This window comes from Actinobacillus indolicus, from assembly GCF_004519515.1.
In the GTDB taxonomy this organism is placed as follows: domain Bacteria; phylum Pseudomonadota; class Gammaproteobacteria; order Enterobacterales; family Pasteurellaceae; genus Glaesserella; species Glaesserella indolica_A.
The window spans coordinates 156,825-174,646 of record NZ_CP038145.1; the positions used below are offsets into that span (position 1 = coordinate 156,825).

Here is a 17,822-nt window from a genome sequence, read left to right on the forward strand (position 1 = left end):
CCGCTTGCGAATTTTATTCACTTAACATTTTGAGTAATTCTTTTGGCTCAATATAACCAGGAATAAGCTCACCTGTTTGAGTAACAATATTTGGCGTTCCTGTTACCCCAAATTTAATCCCTAACTCATAATGTTTCTTAACAATATTTGGCGTTTTCACTTCTTTCGGTAAATTGCCTTTTTCTGATTCATTTAACGCAAACACTGGATCTTGTGCAGTCCAAATCGCTTCCATCTGTTTTGCTGTTTGTGTATTTAAACCACCACGAGGGAAAGCTAAGTAGCGAACCGTAATACCTAAATCGTTATACTCTTTCATTTTTGAATGTAACACTTGGCAATAATGGCAAGTAATATCCATAAAAATGGTTACAACATGTTTTTCATTTTTCGCAGAATAAACAATCATCTCTTTTTCTAATGCATTGAGTTCTGCTAATAGCGCACGGTTTGTAATATCTACCACTTTTCCGTCTTTCAATTCAAAAATTTGTCCTTGCACAACATAGCGACCATCATTACTAATTTGTACGACTCCTTGATCAGAAATTGCTGTTTTAAACCCTGGTAATACAGAATCGCTAATTTTCACATTTGTTGCACCAATTTTCTCTAAAAAGGCTTGTAACTTATCATTTGCCATTGAAGATAGTGCCACTAAAGATAATGCTCCAAGGGTAAAAAGTTTCTGTTTAAATTGCATCTAAATGTCCTCAATTTACAATTTTAATTTTGATTCAATATTTCTTGCTTTTGCTAAGAACTCTTTGCGTTCTTTATCTGGCATTCCAGAACCCGTTCCTGGCAGTTTTACTGTCATTGGATTCACTGGTCGTCCATTAATGTGGAACTCATAATGTAAATGCGCTCCTGTTGAACGACCTGTATTGCCTGAAAGCGCTATACGCTCCCCTTTTTTAACGCTTTGTCCAACTTTAACCAACGACTTACTTAAGTGCATATATACTGTTGTGTATTGCCCGCCATGACGAACTTTAATATAGCGCCCAGCCCCATTGGCTTGGTAAGCAACATGCTCCACAACACCATCAGCTGGAGCAACAATAGGTGTACCACTTGGTACCGCAAAATCAACACCTTTATGCGGAGCAACACGGCGTGTCACTGGATGCAGACGACGGGGGTTAAATCCTGATGATACTCTCGGAGTAAATTGTAATGGATGGCGAGAAAAGCCTTTACCTAAGGTTTCACCATGGCGACTATAATAACGACCATTATCAGCCTGAATCGCATAATAGCTCGTTTTCCCACTAATAATATGGATCGCTTCGACATTCCCCAAATCTGTGACCTTACCATTAATATATTCACGCTTAACTAAAATCGCAAAACGGTCACCTTTTTTCAGCTTATTCGTTGCAATTTGCCATTGCAATCCGCTCGCAAGCTGATTAATTTGACGTTGAGATAACCCGACTTCTTTTAAGCTTGAAGTAAAATCACCTTTAATCGAGCCTTTCACCACATCTTGTTTCCAAGTACCTTGTTTTTCAATCGTTTGTACTGAAAATTGATTTTTGCCTTTACGTTCAAAAATTTTCTCTTCTTTTTCTGAGATAAGCCAGTTCATATATTCTAGCTCACCTTCATTATCCAAAATCCAATAGAACTGCTGGCCGGCTTGTAAATTCGTTAATTGTGGGAATTTTTTCTCTAGTGCTTTTGCAGTCGCACTTCCTAGTCCTGATTGCTCTAAGACATCCTTCAATTTATCACCACGTGTTACCGTATAACTAAATTGATTTTGGATACGGATTGCTTGATCTGCGACATCTAGTACATCTTCTAAAATATTTTCAGCTTCTTCTGGGAGTTTATCTTCAGGCTTAGCCTCAGTACCCGCCATGGCCTCAACTTCATCATCGATATCAGTCAATTCATCTTCATAGGAGGTCGCATTTTCATCAACAGGTTCATTTAATGATTGTGCCTCTTCCTCTGATTTTGCTGCATCAATATCAATATAGGTTAACTCTCCAGCAATATCATCTGCAAGATTTGCAACTGCCGAGTTTGAATCTACAGGCAACTCTTGACTCTCTTCTTTCCTTAAATTATTTTCAGTTGTCGATGGTTGATTTTCACTCAACACAATGTCTGATTTAGCTGGCTCAACATTCTGTTCTGTGGAAACATTTACAGGTACTGAATTTATCGATTCAGCCGTTTGATTCTTTAACGTTAATACAATGCCAATAAAAATGCATAATAACGCTAACAAAAAAATAAAGGCTTTAAAGCGATTCTTTTTTCGGCGACGATCTCTCGCAAATATTACGTGTTGCAAAATATTTTTCCTAAGTTATTTTTATATTTCTTTCTTATAAATCATATCAAGTTTCGTATAGACCGAAAGAAACATGAAAAATTCATCTCTATCTTGTCAAAGATAAAAAAATCCGTTACCTTGCATAACTTATATCCTTAATTTTATTATTGTTATGCAGATCAAGCAAATTCGGAAACATCCTTCTTCGCAAGAACCTCTCGTTCAATTAGACAATATTAATGTCTATTACAATGAAGTTCCCGCATTAGAACATATCCATTTACGTCTTTATCCCAATTCTATTACGACCATTGTGGGGCCAAATGGTGGAGGGAAATCCACCTTATTAAAAGTATTACTGAAGTTACAAAAACCAACCTCAGGAAATGTTATCCACCAAAAAAATTTAAAAATTGGTTATGTTCCTCAAAAACTCTACCTTGATCACTCGATTCCAATCACGGTAGAAAAATTTCTGTCGCTCAAACCTAATAGTACAAAAAGTCTTATTGATGAAGCATTAACTCTCTTTTCTATTACCCATCTTGCCCAAAATAGTATGCAAAAATTATCCGGTGGTGAGCTACAACGTGTACTGTTAGCACGAGCAATACTAGATCGCCCACAATTACTTGTTTTAGATGAACCCATGCAAGGTGTGGATATTACAGGGCAAACGGAACTCTATCAACTATTAAATAAAACAAGGTCATGGCTAAATTGTGCGATTTTAATGGTTTCCCATGATTTAAATATTGTGATGGCAAATACCGATGAGGTGCTTTGTATCAATCGACATATTTGTTGTGAGGGAACACCTGAAATGATCTCGTCTGATCCTAGCTTTATCCACTTTTTTGGTGACCAATTTGCAAAAAATGTCGCCTTTTATTCACACAAACACAATCATCATCACGATTTACATGGCAATGTCTGCAAATGTGACGGACAACACTAACGAGGTTTTATGTTTGATATTCTATTTCCTGCTTGGATCGCTGGAATTTTATTATCGCTCATCACCGCCCCTTTAGGGGCTTTTGTCGTCTGGCGAAAAATGGCGTATTTTGGAGATACACTCTCTCACTCGGCATTACTTGGTGTTGCATTTGGCTTTTTTCTTGAAATCGATCCCTATTTTGCAGTAATCGGCATGACATTACTGCTCGCATTAGGCTTAGTCTGGTTAGAACAACGTTCAAACCATTCCGTTGACACCCTACTGGGTATCATTGCCCATTGTAGCTTATCCCTTGGTGTTATTACGATAAGCCTATTAGACAATGTCCGAGTAGATTTAATGTCCTATCTCTTTGGCGATTTACTTGCCATTAATGTAGATGATGTCTTTTTTATTGCCATCGGCGTGGCTTGTATTGCAATTATTTTGGCTTTTTTCTGGAAAAAGTTCCTCTCTATGACCGTCAGTCCAGAACTTGCCCAAATTGAAGGGCTAAACATTGCCCGTTTACGCCTATTATTAATGCTACTGACCGCATTTACTATCGCACTTACCATGAAATTTGTTGGCGCGTTAATCATTACCTCCTTATTAATCATTCCATCTGCGACCGCAAGACGTTTTGCTAAAACCCCTGAAATGATGGTCATCTATGCTATTTTCTTTAGCATTATTGCGGTGACTGGAGGACTATTATTTTCTGCATTTAAAGATACGCCAGCGGGCCCATCCGTCGTGATTTGTGCAGGCAGTTTATTCCTTATGTCGTTATTCAAAAAAGAATCTAATTAAGATCAAGAAATTCTGATTTAGCCTATTGAATTTTTTGTAAATTTCCGCTTAAATCATACCGCTTGTTAGACAAAATAAAAGGATGCTAGACAGGCATCCTTTTATCTTTCTCTCAAGAGAATATAAAAATCTAGATTAACGACAACAAACATAAGAAGTAGTATATGTGCCAATTATTAGGAATGAATTGTAATACACCAACGGATATTACCTTCTCCTTTGAAGGTTTTCGACGGCGAGCGGGCTTAACCGATCATCATACAGATGGATTTGGTATTGCTTTTTTTGAAGGAAAGGGCGTGCGTATTTTTCGAGATAACCGCCCTGGAGCCTCTTCCCCAATGGCTGATCTTGTTAGCCAATATCGAATTAAATCTTTTAATGTTATCGCCCATATCCGCAAAGCGACGCGTGGCGATATTAATTTAGAAAACACCCACCCCTTTATGCGTGAAATTTGGGGCGAAAACTGGGTTTTTGCACACAACGGGACCGTTGATGTCAAAGTTTGCCCAAATAGTCATTATCAACCTATCGGAACCACAGATTCAGAAGCCGCATTTTGTTGCATTGCCGCAAGCTTAAAAAAACGCTTTTCACAAAAACCAAGTGAAAAAGAGATTTTTGATGCCGTGATTGAAATTGCCAGTGAAATTGCAACTCATGGCGTATTTAACTTTATTATGTCGAACGGACATTGGATGATTGCTCGTTGCTCAACGAATTTACATTACGTCTGTCGCAAAGCGCCATTTGGAACGGCATTACGTGATGATGATGTGATGATTGACTTCCGTGAATACACTAAGGAGTCTGACAAAGTGACCATTATTACCACTCAACCACTTACCAAAAATGAGAATTGGACAAAGATGAAAAATGGTGGCTATGTCTTTTTTAAAGACGGTGATGTGTTATTTGAAGTCGAGGGTACATTACCTGACTGTAAACCACATGTCTAATGAATATTTCAGTGTTTATATGAATAAGGTCTAGCAAAATGCTAGACCTTATTTATTTTATTGCACTGAAGTTGTGACTTTTGATTTTTTAATTTTTATTGGATTAGTGGCTTGAGGCACAATCTCAATCCCTTCAGGTGGATTTTGTAACGCAATTGCCAACACTTCATCAATGGTTTCCACCGCGTGAATGGCTAGAGCTTGTTTTGCATTTTCAGGGATTTCTTCCAAATCTTTTTCATTCTCTTTTGGAATAATCACAGTCTTAATGCCACCACGATGTGCCGCTAACAATTTCTCTTTTAAGCCACCGATTGGCAAGACTTTACCACGCAAGGTAATTTCACCGGTCATTGCCACATCTGCACGCACTGGATTGCCCGTTAAGCTAGAGACTAACGCAGTACACATTGCAATACCTGCACTTGGGCCATCTTTCGGCGTTGCGCCTTCAGGAACGTGAACATGAATATCACGTTTTTCGTGGAAATCGCTCGCAATACCTAATTTTTCAGCTCTTGCACGCACGACCATCATTGCCGCTTGAATGGACTCTTTCATCACATCACCAAGAGAACCTGTGTAAGAGAACTTCCCTTTACCAGCCACAGAAGCGGTTTCAATCGTCAATAAATCACCGCCGACTTCCGTCCACGCTAAACCTGTCACTTCACCGATACGGTTCTGGCTATCCATTTTGCCGTAATCAAAACGCTGTACGCCCAAGTAATCTTTTAAGTTTTCTTGGCTAACGGTGATCGATTTGAGTTTCTTATCCATCACTAACGCTTTTACCGCTTTACGACAAATTTTCGCAATCTCACGTTCAAGGCTACGCACCCCAGCTTCACGGGTGTAGTAACGAATAATGCCCAAAATCGCACTATCATCAATCACAAGTTCGCCAGCTTTCAAGCCGTTATTCTCTTGCTGTTTCGCAATCAAATGATCTTTAGCAATGTGCATTTTTTCATCTTCCGTATAACCCGAAAGGCGAATAACTTCCATACGGTCTAACAATGCAGGTGGAATGTGCATTGAGTTTGATGTCGCCACAAACATCACATCAGACAGATCGTAATCGACTTCTAAATAGTGATCGTTAAAGGCTTTATTCTGTTCAGGATCAAGCACTTCAAGCAGTGCAGACGCAGGATCACCACGCATATCTTGTGCCATTTTGTCGATTTCATCGAGTAAGAAAAGCGGGTTTTTAACGCCAACTTTTGCCATTTTCATCATCAACTGACCTGGCATTGAACCGATGTAAGTACGGCGATGACCACGAATTTCCGCTTCATCACGTACGCCACCTAATGCCATACGCACATATTTTCTGCCTGTTGCATTCGCAATCGACTGACCCAGTGACGTTTTACCCACGCCCGGTGGTCCAACTAAGCAAAGGATCGGGCCTTTGAGCTTGTTCAAACGGCTTTGTACCGCAAGGTATTCCAAAATACGTTCTTTAACACGCTCTAATCCGTAGTGATCTTTATCCAGCACTTCTTGAGCTTTTTGCAAATCTTTCTTCACAACAGACCGCTTGTGCCACGGCATTTGTAAAATCCAGTCGATATAACTACGCACAACTGTTGCTTCAGCAGAACTTTGTGGCATTGCTTTCAGCTTATTAAATTCGCTATCCACCTTTTCTTGCACTTCTTTTGGCAATTTTGCTTCGGCAATTTTTTCTTTGAGCTTATCTAACTCACTCTGTTCCGCTTCTTCTTCGCCACCCAGCTCTTTACGAATTGCCTTAATTTGCTCATTCAGATAATAATCACGCTGATTTTTTTCCATCTGCTGTTTAACACGGTTACGGATACGGCTTTCGGTTTCCATTGTGTCCATTTCCGTTGCCATCGCTAACAACAAGGCTTCAAAACGAGCAATAAGATTAGGCTCTTCCAACAACGCCTGTTTTTGTTTTACCGAAGCAATCAAATTTGCAGACATCGTATCTGCCAAGCGGTCTTCAAAGGTAATTTTTTGCAATTTTGGTAAAATTTCTGCAGGGACTTTTTTATTGCTTTTAACGTAATTTTCAAACTCATTGAGTGCAGTTTTGGCAATCGCTTTTAACTCTTCGTTATCGTCTTGATAATCAGAAGGCATTGGGGAAACGCCAGCCCAAAAGCCATTTTCATCATCCTGAATATGCTCAATTTTGCCACGCACCTGACCTTCGACTAATACTTTTACGGTGCCGTCAGGAAGATTTAACATTTGAATGATATTTGCCATAACACCAACATCATAAATATCTTCAGTAGTTGGGTCTTCTTTATTCGGATCTTTTTGTGTCACTAAAAATAGTTGTTTGTTGGTATCCATCGCCGCACGTAACGCTTGGACTGATTTTTCACGTCCAACAAATAACGGCATTACCATATAAGGAAAGACGACAACATCTCGTAGTGGTAATAGAGGTAATTCAATTAATTTCTTTTTTCTTGCCATTGGATTGCTCTCCTAAAAATAGAATTCTCACATTATGGGGGTAGATTTTGGAAATACAAGTGGAAAACGTAATAAAATAAAAGCATTCAACATTTAGTGAAAAAATGCTATATTTCAGTAAAATTTTGCCAATAAATTCAAAGAAAAATGACGCATTATCAAGATATTTCTATCGCATTAGCAGGGGTGTGCCAATCTGCAAGCCTCGTACAACAATTTGCACATAAAGGTATTGCTGATCGTGATACATTTAAACATTCTTTAGAAAGTTTATTTATTACCCAACCAGATTCAACACTGGATGTTTTTCAAGGGAATTTATCTCATTTAAAACAAGGGCTTGAAACAGCATTAGCTCAGTTTGGTGGAGCAAAAGGTAAATTGGATACTGAAATTGGTCGCTATTGGATTGGCGTGTTAGCTTTAAGTCAAAAACTTGATAAAAATCCCCAAGCAAAAGCAAATTTAGCTCAACGCTTACAACAATTAGAACGTCAGTTATCCCTTTATGACAATGATATTTTACATGAGCAAATGATTGCCAATATTGCGAGTATTTATAGCGATATTATTAGCCCGCTAGGTTCTCGAATTCATGTTTTAGGTGTACATAATTATCTCACTCGTCCTGATATTCAAAATCGAGTAAGAGCATCGCTACTGGCGGGTATTCGCGCTGGTATTTTATGGCAACAAGTGGGAGGAAGTCGTTGGCAATTTTTCTTTTCCCGCAAAAAAATTCTGAATGCAACACAATATTTATATTCACAACTCTAACGGAGAAAACCCCTATGCAACTTAATGCTTTAACTGCATTGTCCCCGATTGACGGTCGCTACCAAGACAAAGCTGCCGCACTTCGCCCGATTTTCAGTGAATTTGGCTTGCTTAAATTTCGTGTTACCGTAGAAGTTCGTTGGTTACAAAAACTGGCTTCTCACGCACAAATCAACGAGGTTCCTGCTTTTTCTGAAAAAGCAAACGATTACCTAGATCAGATCGTTAAAAATTTCTCTATTGAAGATGCCGAGCGTATTAAAACGATTGAACGTACCACTAATCACGATGTTAAAGCCGTTGAATATTTCTTAAAAGAGAAGTGCGAAGCCTTGCCTGAACTACAAAAAATCAATGAATTTATTCACTTTGCTTGTACTTCTGAAGATATCAATAATACTTCTCATGCCTTGATGCTCAAAACGGCTCGTCAAGAAGTTTTATTGCCTGAATGGAAAAAAGTGATTGATGCGGTCGTAGAGCTTGCGAATCGCTACAAAGATATTCCGCTTCTTTCTCGCACGCACGGTCAGCCTGCCAGCCCAACCACAATTGGTAAAGAAATGGCAAATGTTGCGTATCGTTTAAAACGTCAATATAAGCAGTTAGAAAACTTAGAAATTTTAGCTAAAATCAATGGGGCAGTAGGTAACTACAATGCACATTTATCTGCTTATCCTGATGTAGATTGGCACACTTTCAGCCAAGAGTTTGTAACAGAATCTTTAGGCGTAACTTGGAACCCATACACCACTCAAATTGAACCGCACGATTACATTGCAGAATTTTTTGATTGTGTCGCTCGCTTCAATACGATTGTGATCGACTTTGACCGTGATATGTGGGGCTATATTGCATTAAATCACTTTAAACAACGTACTATCGCAGGTGAAATTGGTTCTTCTACAATGCCACATAAAGTCAATCCAATTGACTTTGAAAATTCAGAAGGCAACTTAGGTTTAGCCAATGCGGTAATGAACCATTTAGGGCAAAAATTACCGATTTCTCGTTGGCAACGTGATTTAACCGACTCAACCGTATTGCGTAACTTAGGCGTAGGTTTAGGTTATGCGTTGATTGCTTATGCTTCTACGCTAAAAGGGATCAGTAAGTTAGAAGTGAATGAGCAACATTTGCGAGAGGAGTTAGATCAAAACTGGGAAGTGTTAGCAGAGCCAATTCAAACGGTGATGCGCCGTTATGGTATTGAAAAGCCGTATGAAAAACTCAAAGAGCTAACCCGTGGTAAACGTGTAGATGGCGAGGCGATGCGTCAATTTATTGATGGATTGGCATTGCCACAAGCAGAGAAAGATCGCTTAAAACAGATGACCCCTGCAAGCTATATTGGCTATGCAGTGGAACTTGTTGAAAAGCTGTAAAGTTTTGCTGAAAAGTGACTGCTTTATCAATACAAGCGGTCACTTTTAGGAAAAATTTTGCAAATGTGAATTGGGAGAATAAAAATGAAACAGTCCATTCGCCATAATAAAATTATCGAATTGGTTAATCAATTAGGTTATGTCAGCACGGAAGAGCTAGTCGCACAATTAAATGTGAGTTCTCAAACGATCCGACGTGATCTGAATGAACTTGCCGAAAATAATTTAATTCGCCGCCATCACGGTGGTGCTGGAGTTCCTTCGAATAGTGAGAATAGTGACTACACTGAAAGAAAATATTTCTTTTCAGAGCAAAAGGAATATATTGGTCAGCGTGTCGCTAGACTGATTCCGAATGGTTCTTCTCTCTTTATCGATATTGGTACAACACCTGAAGCGGTTGCTTTTGCATTACTCTCTCACAAAGACCTACGTATTGTCACCAATAACTTAAATGCTGCCCATATCCTCAAAGAGAAAGAGGATTTTCAAATTACGATTGCAGGCGGAGGACTACGTCCCGATGGTGGTATTATTGGTGAAGCAACTGTCAATTTCATCAATCAATTTCGTTTAGATTACTGCATTTTAGGTATTAGTGCGATAGAATCAGATGGTTCAATGATGGATTATGATTACCACGAAGTGCAAGTTAAACGTGCGTTAATGCGAAATGCCCGCAATGTGGTTCTTGTTACCGATCATTCTAAATTTACTCGCAATGCGATTGTGCGTTTAGGTGATGTCAGAGAGGTGAATTATCTCTTTACCGATCGCCCATTACCAATAGAATTGCAAAACCATCTTATTCACAGTGATGTTACTGTGCATATTTGTAACGAAAAATAAGAATGAAATCACATTTTAGTCAAGACAAATGGTTGGCTTATATGCAATTAATGCGTTTAGATAAGCCAATCGGTACTTTTTTATTACTTTGGCCGACCTTATGGGCGTTATTTGCGGTGGCAGATGGCATTCCGCCTTTACCTATTTTAATCATTTTTGTTCTTGGCGTGATTATCATGCGTGCGGCAGGCTGTGTCATCAACGACTATGCCGATCGCCATATTGACGGTAACGTACAAAGAACTTCACAACGCCCACTCGCCACAGGTAGAGCAACGGCAAAAGAAGCCAAAATACTCTTTGTTACACTGATTTTGGTTGCTTTTTTATTGGTATTACAGCTAAACCTTTATACTATCGGCTTATCTGTGATTGCTGTTGGTTTAGCCACCGTTTATCCTTTTATGAAACGTTACACCCATTTACCCCAATTTGTACTGGGAATGGCATTTGGTTGGTCAATTCCAATGGCATACGGAGCAGTAACTGAAACATTACCCCTAGAGTGTTGGTTACTTTTTTTTGCTAATCTCGCTTGGACGGTTGCCTACGACACCCAATATGCAATGGTGGATAGAGATGATGATTTACGAATCGGCGTAAAATCAACCGCAATTTTATTTGCTCAATACGACAATAAAATCATTGCCTTATTACAAGCTACCGCATTAATCCTACTTACGATTTTTGGAAAAATAAGCCATTATTCAACCGCTTATTTCGTTGCATTAGGGCTAACTGCTACCTTATTTATCTATCAATGTAAACTCACCAAACAACGTGAACGAGAAGCTTGTTTCAAAGCCTTTTTAAATAATCATTATGTAGGCATGGGGATCTTCATTGCGATTTTAATCGGCATTTATACTGCTTAGTGTTGAAAATAAAAACAACCGATTGAAACCACACGATTTTTACTTGCAACCTTAACCGAAGCCCCCTATAATGCACCCATTCATCTTGCTAGTAAATCTGGCAGAAATCCAAAATACCACCTCAATGCCTGAGTGGTGAAATCGGTAGACACAACGGATTCAAAATCCGTCGCCCCTAAAGCGTGTCGGTTCGAGTCCGACCTCAGGCACCATCGTACTAGACTGCACAAAAAACAGATTTCTTTACTAATTAAAATGGAGAGATTTGTATGCTACAGTCTATCAAACCGTTTATTGTTACTGTAATGTCCACTAAAGGTGGAGTAACAAAATCAACTAATGTCGCAAATATAGGTGCTTTCTGTGCTGATCACAGTATTAAAACTTTAATGATCGACACTGATGTTCAAGCTACCCTATCGTCTTATTATCATATTGAAGATTCCGCACCTTTTGGATTATATGAATTTTTCACTCGACCTGATCTTCCATTAAATGAGATCATATCTCGGACAGAATTCTCTAATTTGGATTTAATCCAATCTAACGACCCACTAGATAAGCTCTCTACCGTTCTTACAAGTACACCAGGTGGTATCCTAAAGTTCAATCAACTTGTTAAAAAAATTGATGGCTATGATTTAATCATAGTTGACACTAGAGGTACACGGGGCATTACGGTTGATATGACAGTCCTTGCTAGCGATCTTATCCTTTCTCCACTAAGACCAGAGTTGGTATCTGCTCGTGAATTTATGCGTGCTACCTTAGGTATATATAAAAATCTAAACATTTTTACAGACTACGGTACTCTTATATAAATTCGTGCGGTTAACATTTATGTACCTTCATTTAGATCTATAAATTATGCCTGTACCATTTAACTCTATTTAATTGCTATATGGTGGTAGTATTTAAGTTATTTATGCTAGTAGCTTTGAACTATACTCAAATGACAGTATTAATTTTGATATTTTTAAACATGCTGAACCAGCATAAACTCTTCACACAAATTTTATAGTTTTCCCCAAGAATCATTCCAAATCTATGATTACTTTTCTCTCTTAAACAGAATGACAAACTTTTAGACTGTCACAACAAAATTACAACATATCTTTCTATTATGAAATATTTACTCATATTTCCCGTACTGTGCTGTTTAGAAAATTTTTCTCATGCTCAAAATATTGAACCAAGAATTGGAAAAATATGTCATGCTGAACCAGAGTACTCTAATTATAATTATGCGGGGCTTTGGGAACTTGGGGACGACGGAAAACTACAGTGTAACTATTGGCAGTTTTTATCAGACGAGCAAAAAAAGGAGGCTATTGAGTTACGTTTTGGATCACGGTTAGATAATAAAGATTCTTATGACAATAACATAGATGATGAAACTGACCATGAGCTTGAAATTTATATATATGAAGAATAGTGGCAAAAAGGAAAAGGCTAAGGGATAATAAGGGTAAATTTTTCAAGGGCAACCCGCTCCACTGAAGTGGAGCGGGCTTACCCAAAAAGGTTCATTTACTTATGAAAAGGCTAAAGGGCTAAAAGGCTTGATAAAACATCTAAAGTGTCACACAATATTATCAAGCGAATATTTGAACTATAAAAAAGAATGACAAAAAAATTTCATATAGAAGCCATACAGAAGTGGGAATCACAAGAGTACGAGAATACCTCTTTTGATATGAGTCATCTTAATGCACACGAACTAATCATTCATAGTAAAAAAATGGATTATAAACTCGTTGTTACTTACGGATTGCACTGTTTTACGAAGAATGATTCACCATTTTCACTACCTATATTAGTAAAGGATTCTTCTGGAGATACTCGTCAATTTGACGTTGAAAGATACTTAGCATCCAAAGAGTTGAGGAATATATTATTTTCCGAAGATATTTTAGGACAGTTGAGATTTTATAAAAGTGATCAAAAACGGTATTTCACGATTCATAAAATGAATAATTTTACTAACAAAATTGAACCATATAAGATATGCGTGACTTTTTTTAAAGAAAACCGTTTATTGCGATTGCACGTTCTGACAGCCTATTTTGTGAGAGAAGGAACAGGAACAGAAGATAATCCAATCCCCTCAAATACTCCATCATTTACTATTTTTAAACTGCTTTCTGATCTTATAAAAAGTCCAAAATCCAGTAGTTCAGGAGCTAAAGAAGGATATAGATAAAATATCGCCCCGACCAATCTAGACTGGTCGGGGCTCAGCTACACTTATAGATAACAAGTATAGGGCAGGTCGCTATTAAAATATGCTCTGGGCAAACTCCATTTCTGAAGCAGCGGGGTGCGACTCGTAGAAAGAGTCCCTGTATCCACCCTATGAGTATTATAGAGATATTATTTTTTTATGCAACTCCTTATAGTTTTTTAAATTCTCTTAAATCAAATTTACATTTCTATTGTGAGCAATAATGATGATTTAACCGATTAAGTTTATGCCCTTGTTGGTAAATATCATTGTGTTGAATAAGGCGTTGTTGTGAGTATTCAGGGTTTAGTTCATCTCGGGTAAAACCATATTCTGCCTGTGCCTGTTGGGTGAGATAGCCACAACTATCATAGGTATAACGCTCCTGCTCACGGTTTTGGTCATATTGGAAAAATAAGGCATAGTAGACAAAAGTGTTGGTTTTTTTGCAAACTATGCCTCTAATGGACAAAAGTGTTGGTTTTAATTATTTTTCCTAATTATTACCAACTCTTTTTATTTAAAAAATCCTTTATAAACATAATCTTATGCTTTTTCGTTAATCCGCTATGAACCGATAATTTCTGTTTCAGTTCTTTAAATAACCCTTCCAACCTATTTGTTGTTTTTTCTATATTTAAGTGAGCATATTCTTCAAAGGTGAATAAATATTTCATATAGTATTTTAAACTGGTATAAGCCTCTCTTACATTACGGTGTTTATAAGGAAAATATCCTTTCTCATTGGGATATTCAGACCGTTCATCTAAAAACTCTTTATGTTTTAAATACCATTGATGTAATCTTAAATAAAATTCATTTTTGTGGCTTTCTTTTAGCGTTTTTACAATAATCTTTAATTCTTTACCTGCTTGTGATTGATGCTTTTTTCTTAATTTTCTCATCACAATGGCGACCATATGGAAGTGGCACATTTGAATTGGTGTATTAAATAAATCCTTTAATAGCCCTCTACGTCCATCATTTGTAATGGATTGAATCATATAGCCTTTTTCTCGAAGTATATTCAATGCGAGCTTATAATAGAGGTCTTTTTCTGTTTTTACGACACGATGATAAACGACTTTTTTAGATAAGGTATCTATTAAAACTAATACACCAAATTCACGACCAAAGAAGGTCACGTCTGCAATAATCTTGAGATAGGTTTGTTGTAAAGGAATTAATTTAGCTTTGGGGGATTTTTCAATATAACGTTGAATAGTTCTAATGGAACAGCGATATTTTTCGGCTAATTGTTTATAGGTTTGTTTTCCTATGGTGTAATCAGTCCAAATATCTATTGGATTTAATTTATTTGTGGAAGAAAAGGTTTTATGACAGGATGAACAAAAGTATCTCTGAATATTATTTTTCTTTCCATACTTTTGGATATTGTTCTTAAGGCAAAAAGGACAGTTTTTTGTTCATATTTCAAAAAGTGGGCTTAAAGTCTTGTACTATAAGGCTTTAGCCCACTTTTTACCAACACTTTTGTCTACTATGCCCCTTTTAATTTCACTTGAAATCATCAAGACTGTAGCGATAGTAGGTGCTATTCCCCTTGCTGTCCGTATAAGTGGTCAGTCTGCCGGCGAAGTCGTAGTGAAAATGTGCCGTGCTACCGTCTGCGTAAGTGACCTGTACCGGCTGGTGTCGTTCGTCATAACAGTAAGTGGTGTGATCTCCTTCCGCATCCGTGATGCCCGTAAGCTGTCCCCATTCATTGTAACGGAAAGCGGTGCGATTGCCCGAGCAATCTTCCGTTTCCACCAGTTGGTGTTGGGCGTTGTAGCGAAAATGCGTGCGGTTGCCTAAAGGGTCTATCACTGCCGTGCGTAAACCTTTCTCGTTATACACAATATGCTGACTTTCCCCTTCTGCATTGGTAAACATTATCAGATTGCCTTGCCCGTCATAAGCATAACGGCTTGTATGTCCCATCATATCAATCTGCTCAATTAAGCGACCTTGGTTGTCATAACCATAATACTGTCTTTAATTGTCTGAACGTATCTGTTCAACCAACTGCCCTTGTGCATTGTAGCGAAATTCGGATTTTCGTCCGGCACGGTCCGTTTGTGACAGTAGCCGCCCTAACTTGTCTCGTTCAAATTGCTGTGTGCTACCATCTGCAAACACCCGTTTGACCAACGCTTGATGATGGTCAAAGTGGTATTGTTCAATGCGACCTAGATTATCCGTCACTTCGGTATAGTTCGGGAAATAACGGAATTGCCAATCTTCGCCTAAATTCGTGCGGTTGCGAATGACCTTGCCACCCAGCTCATATTTATCGTACTCATAACGAGAAACCAAACCCGCCGCATTTTGATGTGAGGTTAATAAATGATGTTGGTAAGCAAATTGACGTACCTTTTCGCCTTGTGCATTTTCAACAGCAATTAAATCCCCCTCAAGGTTATAGCGGTAACGTACCAGTAAATGCGTTAATGCCGTATCTTCTGCTTGCTGCCACGCCACCGACACAAGACGTAAGCGGTTTTCAGATACCGCCTCAAATACCAATCGGAAAACCCGACCGTTACCATCCATAATTTTGTGCGGCAAACCTCGTTCATCATAGTAAAACTGCTGTTGATTGGCGTGACTGTCATACACTCGCACTAAGGCAAAATGGCGATAATCCCCACGCAACGATTTAAAACAGAACGTCAAAGACCGGTCTAAACCACTGATTTCAATCTCGCCATTCGCCAACAACGTTACCCACATTTGCTCTGCCTGAATAAACACACCGGCACCACCTGCCGTTAATTCAGGAAGTAATATCTCTCGACCTTGTTCATCAATATACACAAAACCTCGAGATTGACGCTCAACACGCTGACATCCCGGTACCGACCAGCCTTGTCCCAACCAGCCCACACCAAGTTGGTCTGAATAGTAACTCCGTGCTGATGAATCCCCTAATGATTTTTATCAAAATCATTAAGTTAAGGTAGATACACATCTTGTCATATGATCAAATGGTTTCGCCAAAAATCAATAATCAGACAACAAAATGTGCGAACTCGATATTTTACACGACTCTCTTTACCAATTCTGCCCCGAATTACACTTAAAACGACTCAACAGCTTAACGTTGGCTTGCCACGCCTTACTTGACTGTAAAACTCTCACTCTTACCGAACTTGGCCGTAACCTGCCAACCAAAGCGAGAACAAAACATAACATCAAACGAATCGACCGATTGTTAGGTAATCGTCACCTCCACAAAGAGCGACTCGCTGTATACCGTTGGCATGCTAGCTTTATCTGTTCGGGCAATACGATGCCCATTGTACTTGTTGACTGGTCTGATATTCGTGAGCAAAAACGGCTTATGGTATTGCGAGCTTCAGTCGCACTACACGGTCGTTCTGTTACTCTTTATGAGAAAGCGTTCCCGCTTTCAGAGCAATGTTCAAAGAAAGCTCATGACCAATTTCTAGCCGACCTTGCGAGCATTCTAGCGAGTAACACCACACCGCTCATTGTCAGTGATGCTGGCTTTAAAGTGCCATGGTATAAATCCGTTGAGAAGCTGGGTTGGTACTGGTTAAGTCGAGTAAGAGGAAAAGTACAATATGCAGACCTAGGAGCGGAAAACTGGAAACCTATCAGCAACTTACATGATATGTCATCTAGTCACTCAAAGACTTTAGGCTATAAGAGGCTGACTAAAAGCAATCCAATCTCATGCCAAATTCTATTGTATAAATCTCGCTCTAAAGGCCGAAAAAATCAGCGCTCGACACGGACTCATTGTCACCACCCGTCACCTAAAATCTACTCAGCGTCGGCAAAGGAGCCATGGATTCTAGCAACTAACTTACCTGTTGAAATTCGAACACCCAAACAACTTGTTAATATCTATTCGAAGCGAATGCAGATTGAAGAAACCTTCCGAGACTTGAAAAGTCCTGCCTACGGACTAGGCCTACGCCATAGCCGAACGAGCAGCTCAGAGCGTTTTGATATCATGCTGCTAATCGCCCTGATGCTTCAACTAACATGTTGGCTTGCGGGCGTTCATGCTCAGAAACAAGGTTGGGACAAGCACTTCCCGGCTTACGCCACCATCAAAGGTATTGAGGTGATGCGTGCACTACGCAAAGGCCAGGCCTCAGCATTTTATTATGGTGATCCCCTGGGCGAAATGCGCCTGGTAAGCAGAGTTTTTGAAATGTAAGGCCTTTGAATAAGACAAAAGGCTGCCTCATCGCTAACTTTGCAAC

17 protein-coding genes, 1 tRNA gene and 1 pseudogene are annotated in these 17,822 nt (G+C 38.8%); 12 read left to right on the forward strand and 7 right to left on the reverse strand.

Annotation, left to right across the window (positions count from 1 at the left end; translation table 11 throughout):
* Positions 1 to 13: 13 nt before the first annotated feature.
* Positions 14 to 703, reverse strand: coding sequence for a bifunctional protein-disulfide isomerase/oxidoreductase DsbC (gene dsbC, locus EXH44_RS00705; RefSeq protein WP_162855865.1), 690 nt, complete (start codon positions 701 to 703; stop codon positions 14 to 16).
* Between the two features lie 15 nt (positions 704 to 718).
* Positions 719 to 2,311 carry a murein DD-endopeptidase MepM gene (gene mepM / locus EXH44_RS00710; protein WP_162855866.1) on the reverse strand — a complete coding sequence of 531 codons (1,593 nt, stop codon included), beginning with the start codon at positions 2,309 to 2,311 and terminating at the stop codon, positions 719 to 721.
* Positions 2,312 to 2,465: 154 nt separating this feature from the next.
* On the opposite strand from mepM, the gene znuC reads away from it, so the two are divergent.
* From znuC to EXH44_RS00725, 3 genes are all read left to right on the forward strand, one after another.
* Positions 2,466 to 3,251 (forward strand): zinc ABC transporter ATP-binding protein ZnuC, encoded by a 786-nt coding sequence (znuC, locus tag EXH44_RS00715; RefSeq protein WP_162855867.1) that lies wholly within the window; start codon positions 2,466 to 2,468, stop codon positions 3,249 to 3,251.
* 9 nt (positions 3,252 to 3,260) lie between these two features.
* Positions 3,261 to 4,046 (forward strand): zinc ABC transporter permease subunit ZnuB, encoded by a 786-nt coding sequence (gene znuB, locus EXH44_RS00720; protein WP_162855868.1) that lies wholly within the window; start codon positions 3,261 to 3,263, stop codon positions 4,044 to 4,046.
* Between the two features lie 164 nt (positions 4,047 to 4,210).
* Positions 4,211 to 5,008: a class II glutamine amidotransferase gene (locus EXH44_RS00725; protein ID WP_162855869.1), complete on the forward strand. Its 798-nt coding sequence runs from the start codon at positions 4,211 to 4,213 to the stop codon at positions 5,006 to 5,008.
* 57 nt (positions 5,009 to 5,065) lie between these two features.
* Here EXH44_RS00725 and lon read toward each other — a convergent pair whose 3' ends face one another.
* The gene (lon, locus tag EXH44_RS00730) at positions 5,066 to 7,471 is read right to left on the reverse strand and encodes an endopeptidase La (RefSeq protein WP_162855870.1); all 2,406 of its coding nucleotides are present in this window, start codon (positions 7,469 to 7,471) and stop codon (positions 5,066 to 5,068) included.
* Positions 7,472 to 7,618: 147 nt separating this feature from the next.
* Here lon and hflD point away from each other — a divergent pair, with 147 nt between their 5' ends.
* The 8 genes from hflD (at position 7,619) to EXH44_RS00770 (ending at position 13,560) form a co-directional block, all read left to right on the forward strand.
* On the forward strand, positions 7,619 to 8,248 hold the full coding sequence (hflD, locus tag EXH44_RS00735; RefSeq protein ID WP_162855871.1) for a high frequency lysogenization protein HflD: 630 nt from the start codon (positions 7,619 to 7,621) through the stop codon (positions 8,246 to 8,248).
* A 14-nt stretch (positions 8,249 to 8,262) separates the two neighbouring features.
* Positions 8,263 to 9,633: an adenylosuccinate lyase gene (gene purB, locus EXH44_RS00740; RefSeq protein WP_162855872.1), complete on the forward strand. Its 1,371-nt coding sequence runs from the start codon at positions 8,263 to 8,265 to the stop codon at positions 9,631 to 9,633.
* An 84-nt stretch (positions 9,634 to 9,717) separates the two neighbouring features.
* Positions 9,718 to 10,482, forward strand: a complete 765-nt coding sequence (locus EXH44_RS00745) for a DeoR/GlpR family transcriptional regulator (RefSeq protein ID WP_162855873.1) — start codon at positions 9,718 to 9,720, stop codon at positions 10,480 to 10,482.
* Positions 10,483 to 10,484: 2 nt separating this feature from the next.
* Positions 10,485 to 11,357 carry a 4-hydroxybenzoate octaprenyltransferase gene (gene ubiA, locus EXH44_RS00750; protein ID WP_162855874.1) on the forward strand — a complete coding sequence of 291 codons (873 nt, stop codon included), beginning with the start codon at positions 10,485 to 10,487 and terminating at the stop codon, positions 11,355 to 11,357.
* Between the two features lie 126 nt (positions 11,358 to 11,483).
* A tRNA-Leu gene (locus EXH44_RS00755) sits at positions 11,484 to 11,569 on the forward strand.
* Positions 11,570 to 11,626: 57 nt separating this feature from the next.
* Positions 11,627 to 12,178 carry a ParA family protein gene (locus EXH44_RS00760; RefSeq protein WP_162855875.1) on the forward strand — a complete coding sequence of 184 codons (552 nt, stop codon included), beginning with the start codon at positions 11,627 to 11,629 and terminating at the stop codon, positions 12,176 to 12,178.
* 302 nt (positions 12,179 to 12,480) lie between these two features.
* Positions 12,481 to 12,792 carry a hypothetical protein gene (locus tag EXH44_RS00765; RefSeq protein ID WP_052157437.1) on the forward strand — a complete coding sequence of 104 codons (312 nt, stop codon included), beginning with the start codon at positions 12,481 to 12,483 and terminating at the stop codon, positions 12,790 to 12,792.
* 189 nt (positions 12,793 to 12,981) lie between these two features.
* The gene (locus EXH44_RS00770) at positions 12,982 to 13,560 is read left to right on the forward strand and encodes a hypothetical protein (protein WP_021112589.1); all 579 of its coding nucleotides are present in this window, start codon (positions 12,982 to 12,984) and stop codon (positions 13,558 to 13,560) included.
* 229 nt (positions 13,561 to 13,789) lie between these two features.
* On the opposite strand, the gene EXH44_RS00775 is transcribed toward EXH44_RS00770, so the two are convergent.
* The 4 genes from EXH44_RS00775 to EXH44_RS00790 all read right to left on the reverse strand — a co-directional run bounded on the left by EXH44_RS00775 (position 13,790) and on the right by EXH44_RS00790 (position 16,470).
* Entirely contained in the window at positions 13,790 to 14,053 is a 264-nt protein-coding gene (locus EXH44_RS00775) for a hypothetical protein (RefSeq protein ID WP_042905580.1), read from the reverse strand.
* Positions 14,054 to 14,084: 31 nt separating this feature from the next.
* The gene (locus tag EXH44_RS00780) at positions 14,085 to 14,975 is read right to left on the reverse strand and encodes an IS256 family transposase, variant Zn-binding type (protein WP_416118546.1); all 891 of its coding nucleotides are present in this window, start codon (positions 14,973 to 14,975) and stop codon (positions 14,085 to 14,087) included.
* Positions 14,976 to 15,099: 124 nt separating this feature from the next.
* On the reverse strand, positions 15,100 to 15,528 hold the full coding sequence (locus tag EXH44_RS00785) for an RHS repeat protein (protein WP_162855876.1): 429 nt from the start codon (positions 15,526 to 15,528) through the stop codon (positions 15,100 to 15,102).
* Positions 15,529 to 15,579: 51 nt separating this feature from the next.
* Positions 15,580 to 16,470: an RHS repeat protein gene (locus EXH44_RS00790; protein ID WP_162855877.1), complete on the reverse strand. Its 891-nt coding sequence runs from the start codon at positions 16,468 to 16,470 to the stop codon at positions 15,580 to 15,582.
* A gap of 136 nt (positions 16,471 to 16,606) precedes the next feature.
* On the opposite strand from EXH44_RS00790, the pseudogene EXH44_RS00795 reads away from it, so the two are divergent.
* Positions 16,607 to 17,704, forward strand: a pseudogene (locus EXH44_RS00795) (IS4 family transposase); the annotation flags it as partial.
* Between the last annotated feature and the right edge of the window lie 118 nt (positions 17,705 to 17,822).

Bases quoted from the DNA above. Each gene is read 5' to 3' on its own strand.
- dsbC (WP_162855865.1), bottom strand. From the start codon at position 703: ATGCAATTTAAACAGAAACTTTTTACCCTTGGAGCATTATCTTTAGTG.
- znuC (WP_162855867.1), top strand. From the start codon at position 2,466: ATGCAGATCAAGCAAATTCGGAAACATCCTTCTTCGCAAGAACCTCTC.
- znuB (WP_162855868.1), top strand. From the start codon at position 3,261: ATGTTTGATATTCTATTTCCTGCTTGGATCGCTGGAATTTTATTATCG.
- EXH44_RS00725 (WP_162855869.1), top strand. From the start codon at position 4,211: ATGTGCCAATTATTAGGAATGAATTGTAATACACCAACGGATATTACC.
- lon (WP_162855870.1), bottom strand. From the start codon at position 7,471: ATGGCAAGAAAAAAGAAATTAATTGAATTACCTCTATTACCACTACGA.
- hflD (WP_162855871.1), top strand. From the start codon at position 7,619: ATGACGCATTATCAAGATATTTCTATCGCATTAGCAGGGGTGTGCCAA.
- purB (WP_162855872.1), top strand. From the start codon at position 8,263: ATGCAACTTAATGCTTTAACTGCATTGTCCCCGATTGACGGTCGCTAC.
- EXH44_RS00745 (WP_162855873.1), top strand. From the start codon at position 9,718: ATGAAACAGTCCATTCGCCATAATAAAATTATCGAATTGGTTAATCAA.
- ubiA (WP_162855874.1), top strand. From the start codon at position 10,485: ATGAAATCACATTTTAGTCAAGACAAATGGTTGGCTTATATGCAATTA.
- EXH44_RS00760 (WP_162855875.1), top strand. From the start codon at position 11,627: ATGCTACAGTCTATCAAACCGTTTATTGTTACTGTAATGTCCACTAAA.
- EXH44_RS00765 (WP_052157437.1), top strand. From the start codon at position 12,481: ATGAAATATTTACTCATATTTCCCGTACTGTGCTGTTTAGAAAATTTT.
- EXH44_RS00770 (WP_021112589.1), top strand. From the start codon at position 12,982: ATGACAAAAAAATTTCATATAGAAGCCATACAGAAGTGGGAATCACAA.
- EXH44_RS00785 (WP_162855876.1), bottom strand. From the start codon at position 15,528: ATGATGGGACATACAAGCCGTTATGCTTATGACGGGCAAGGCAATCTG.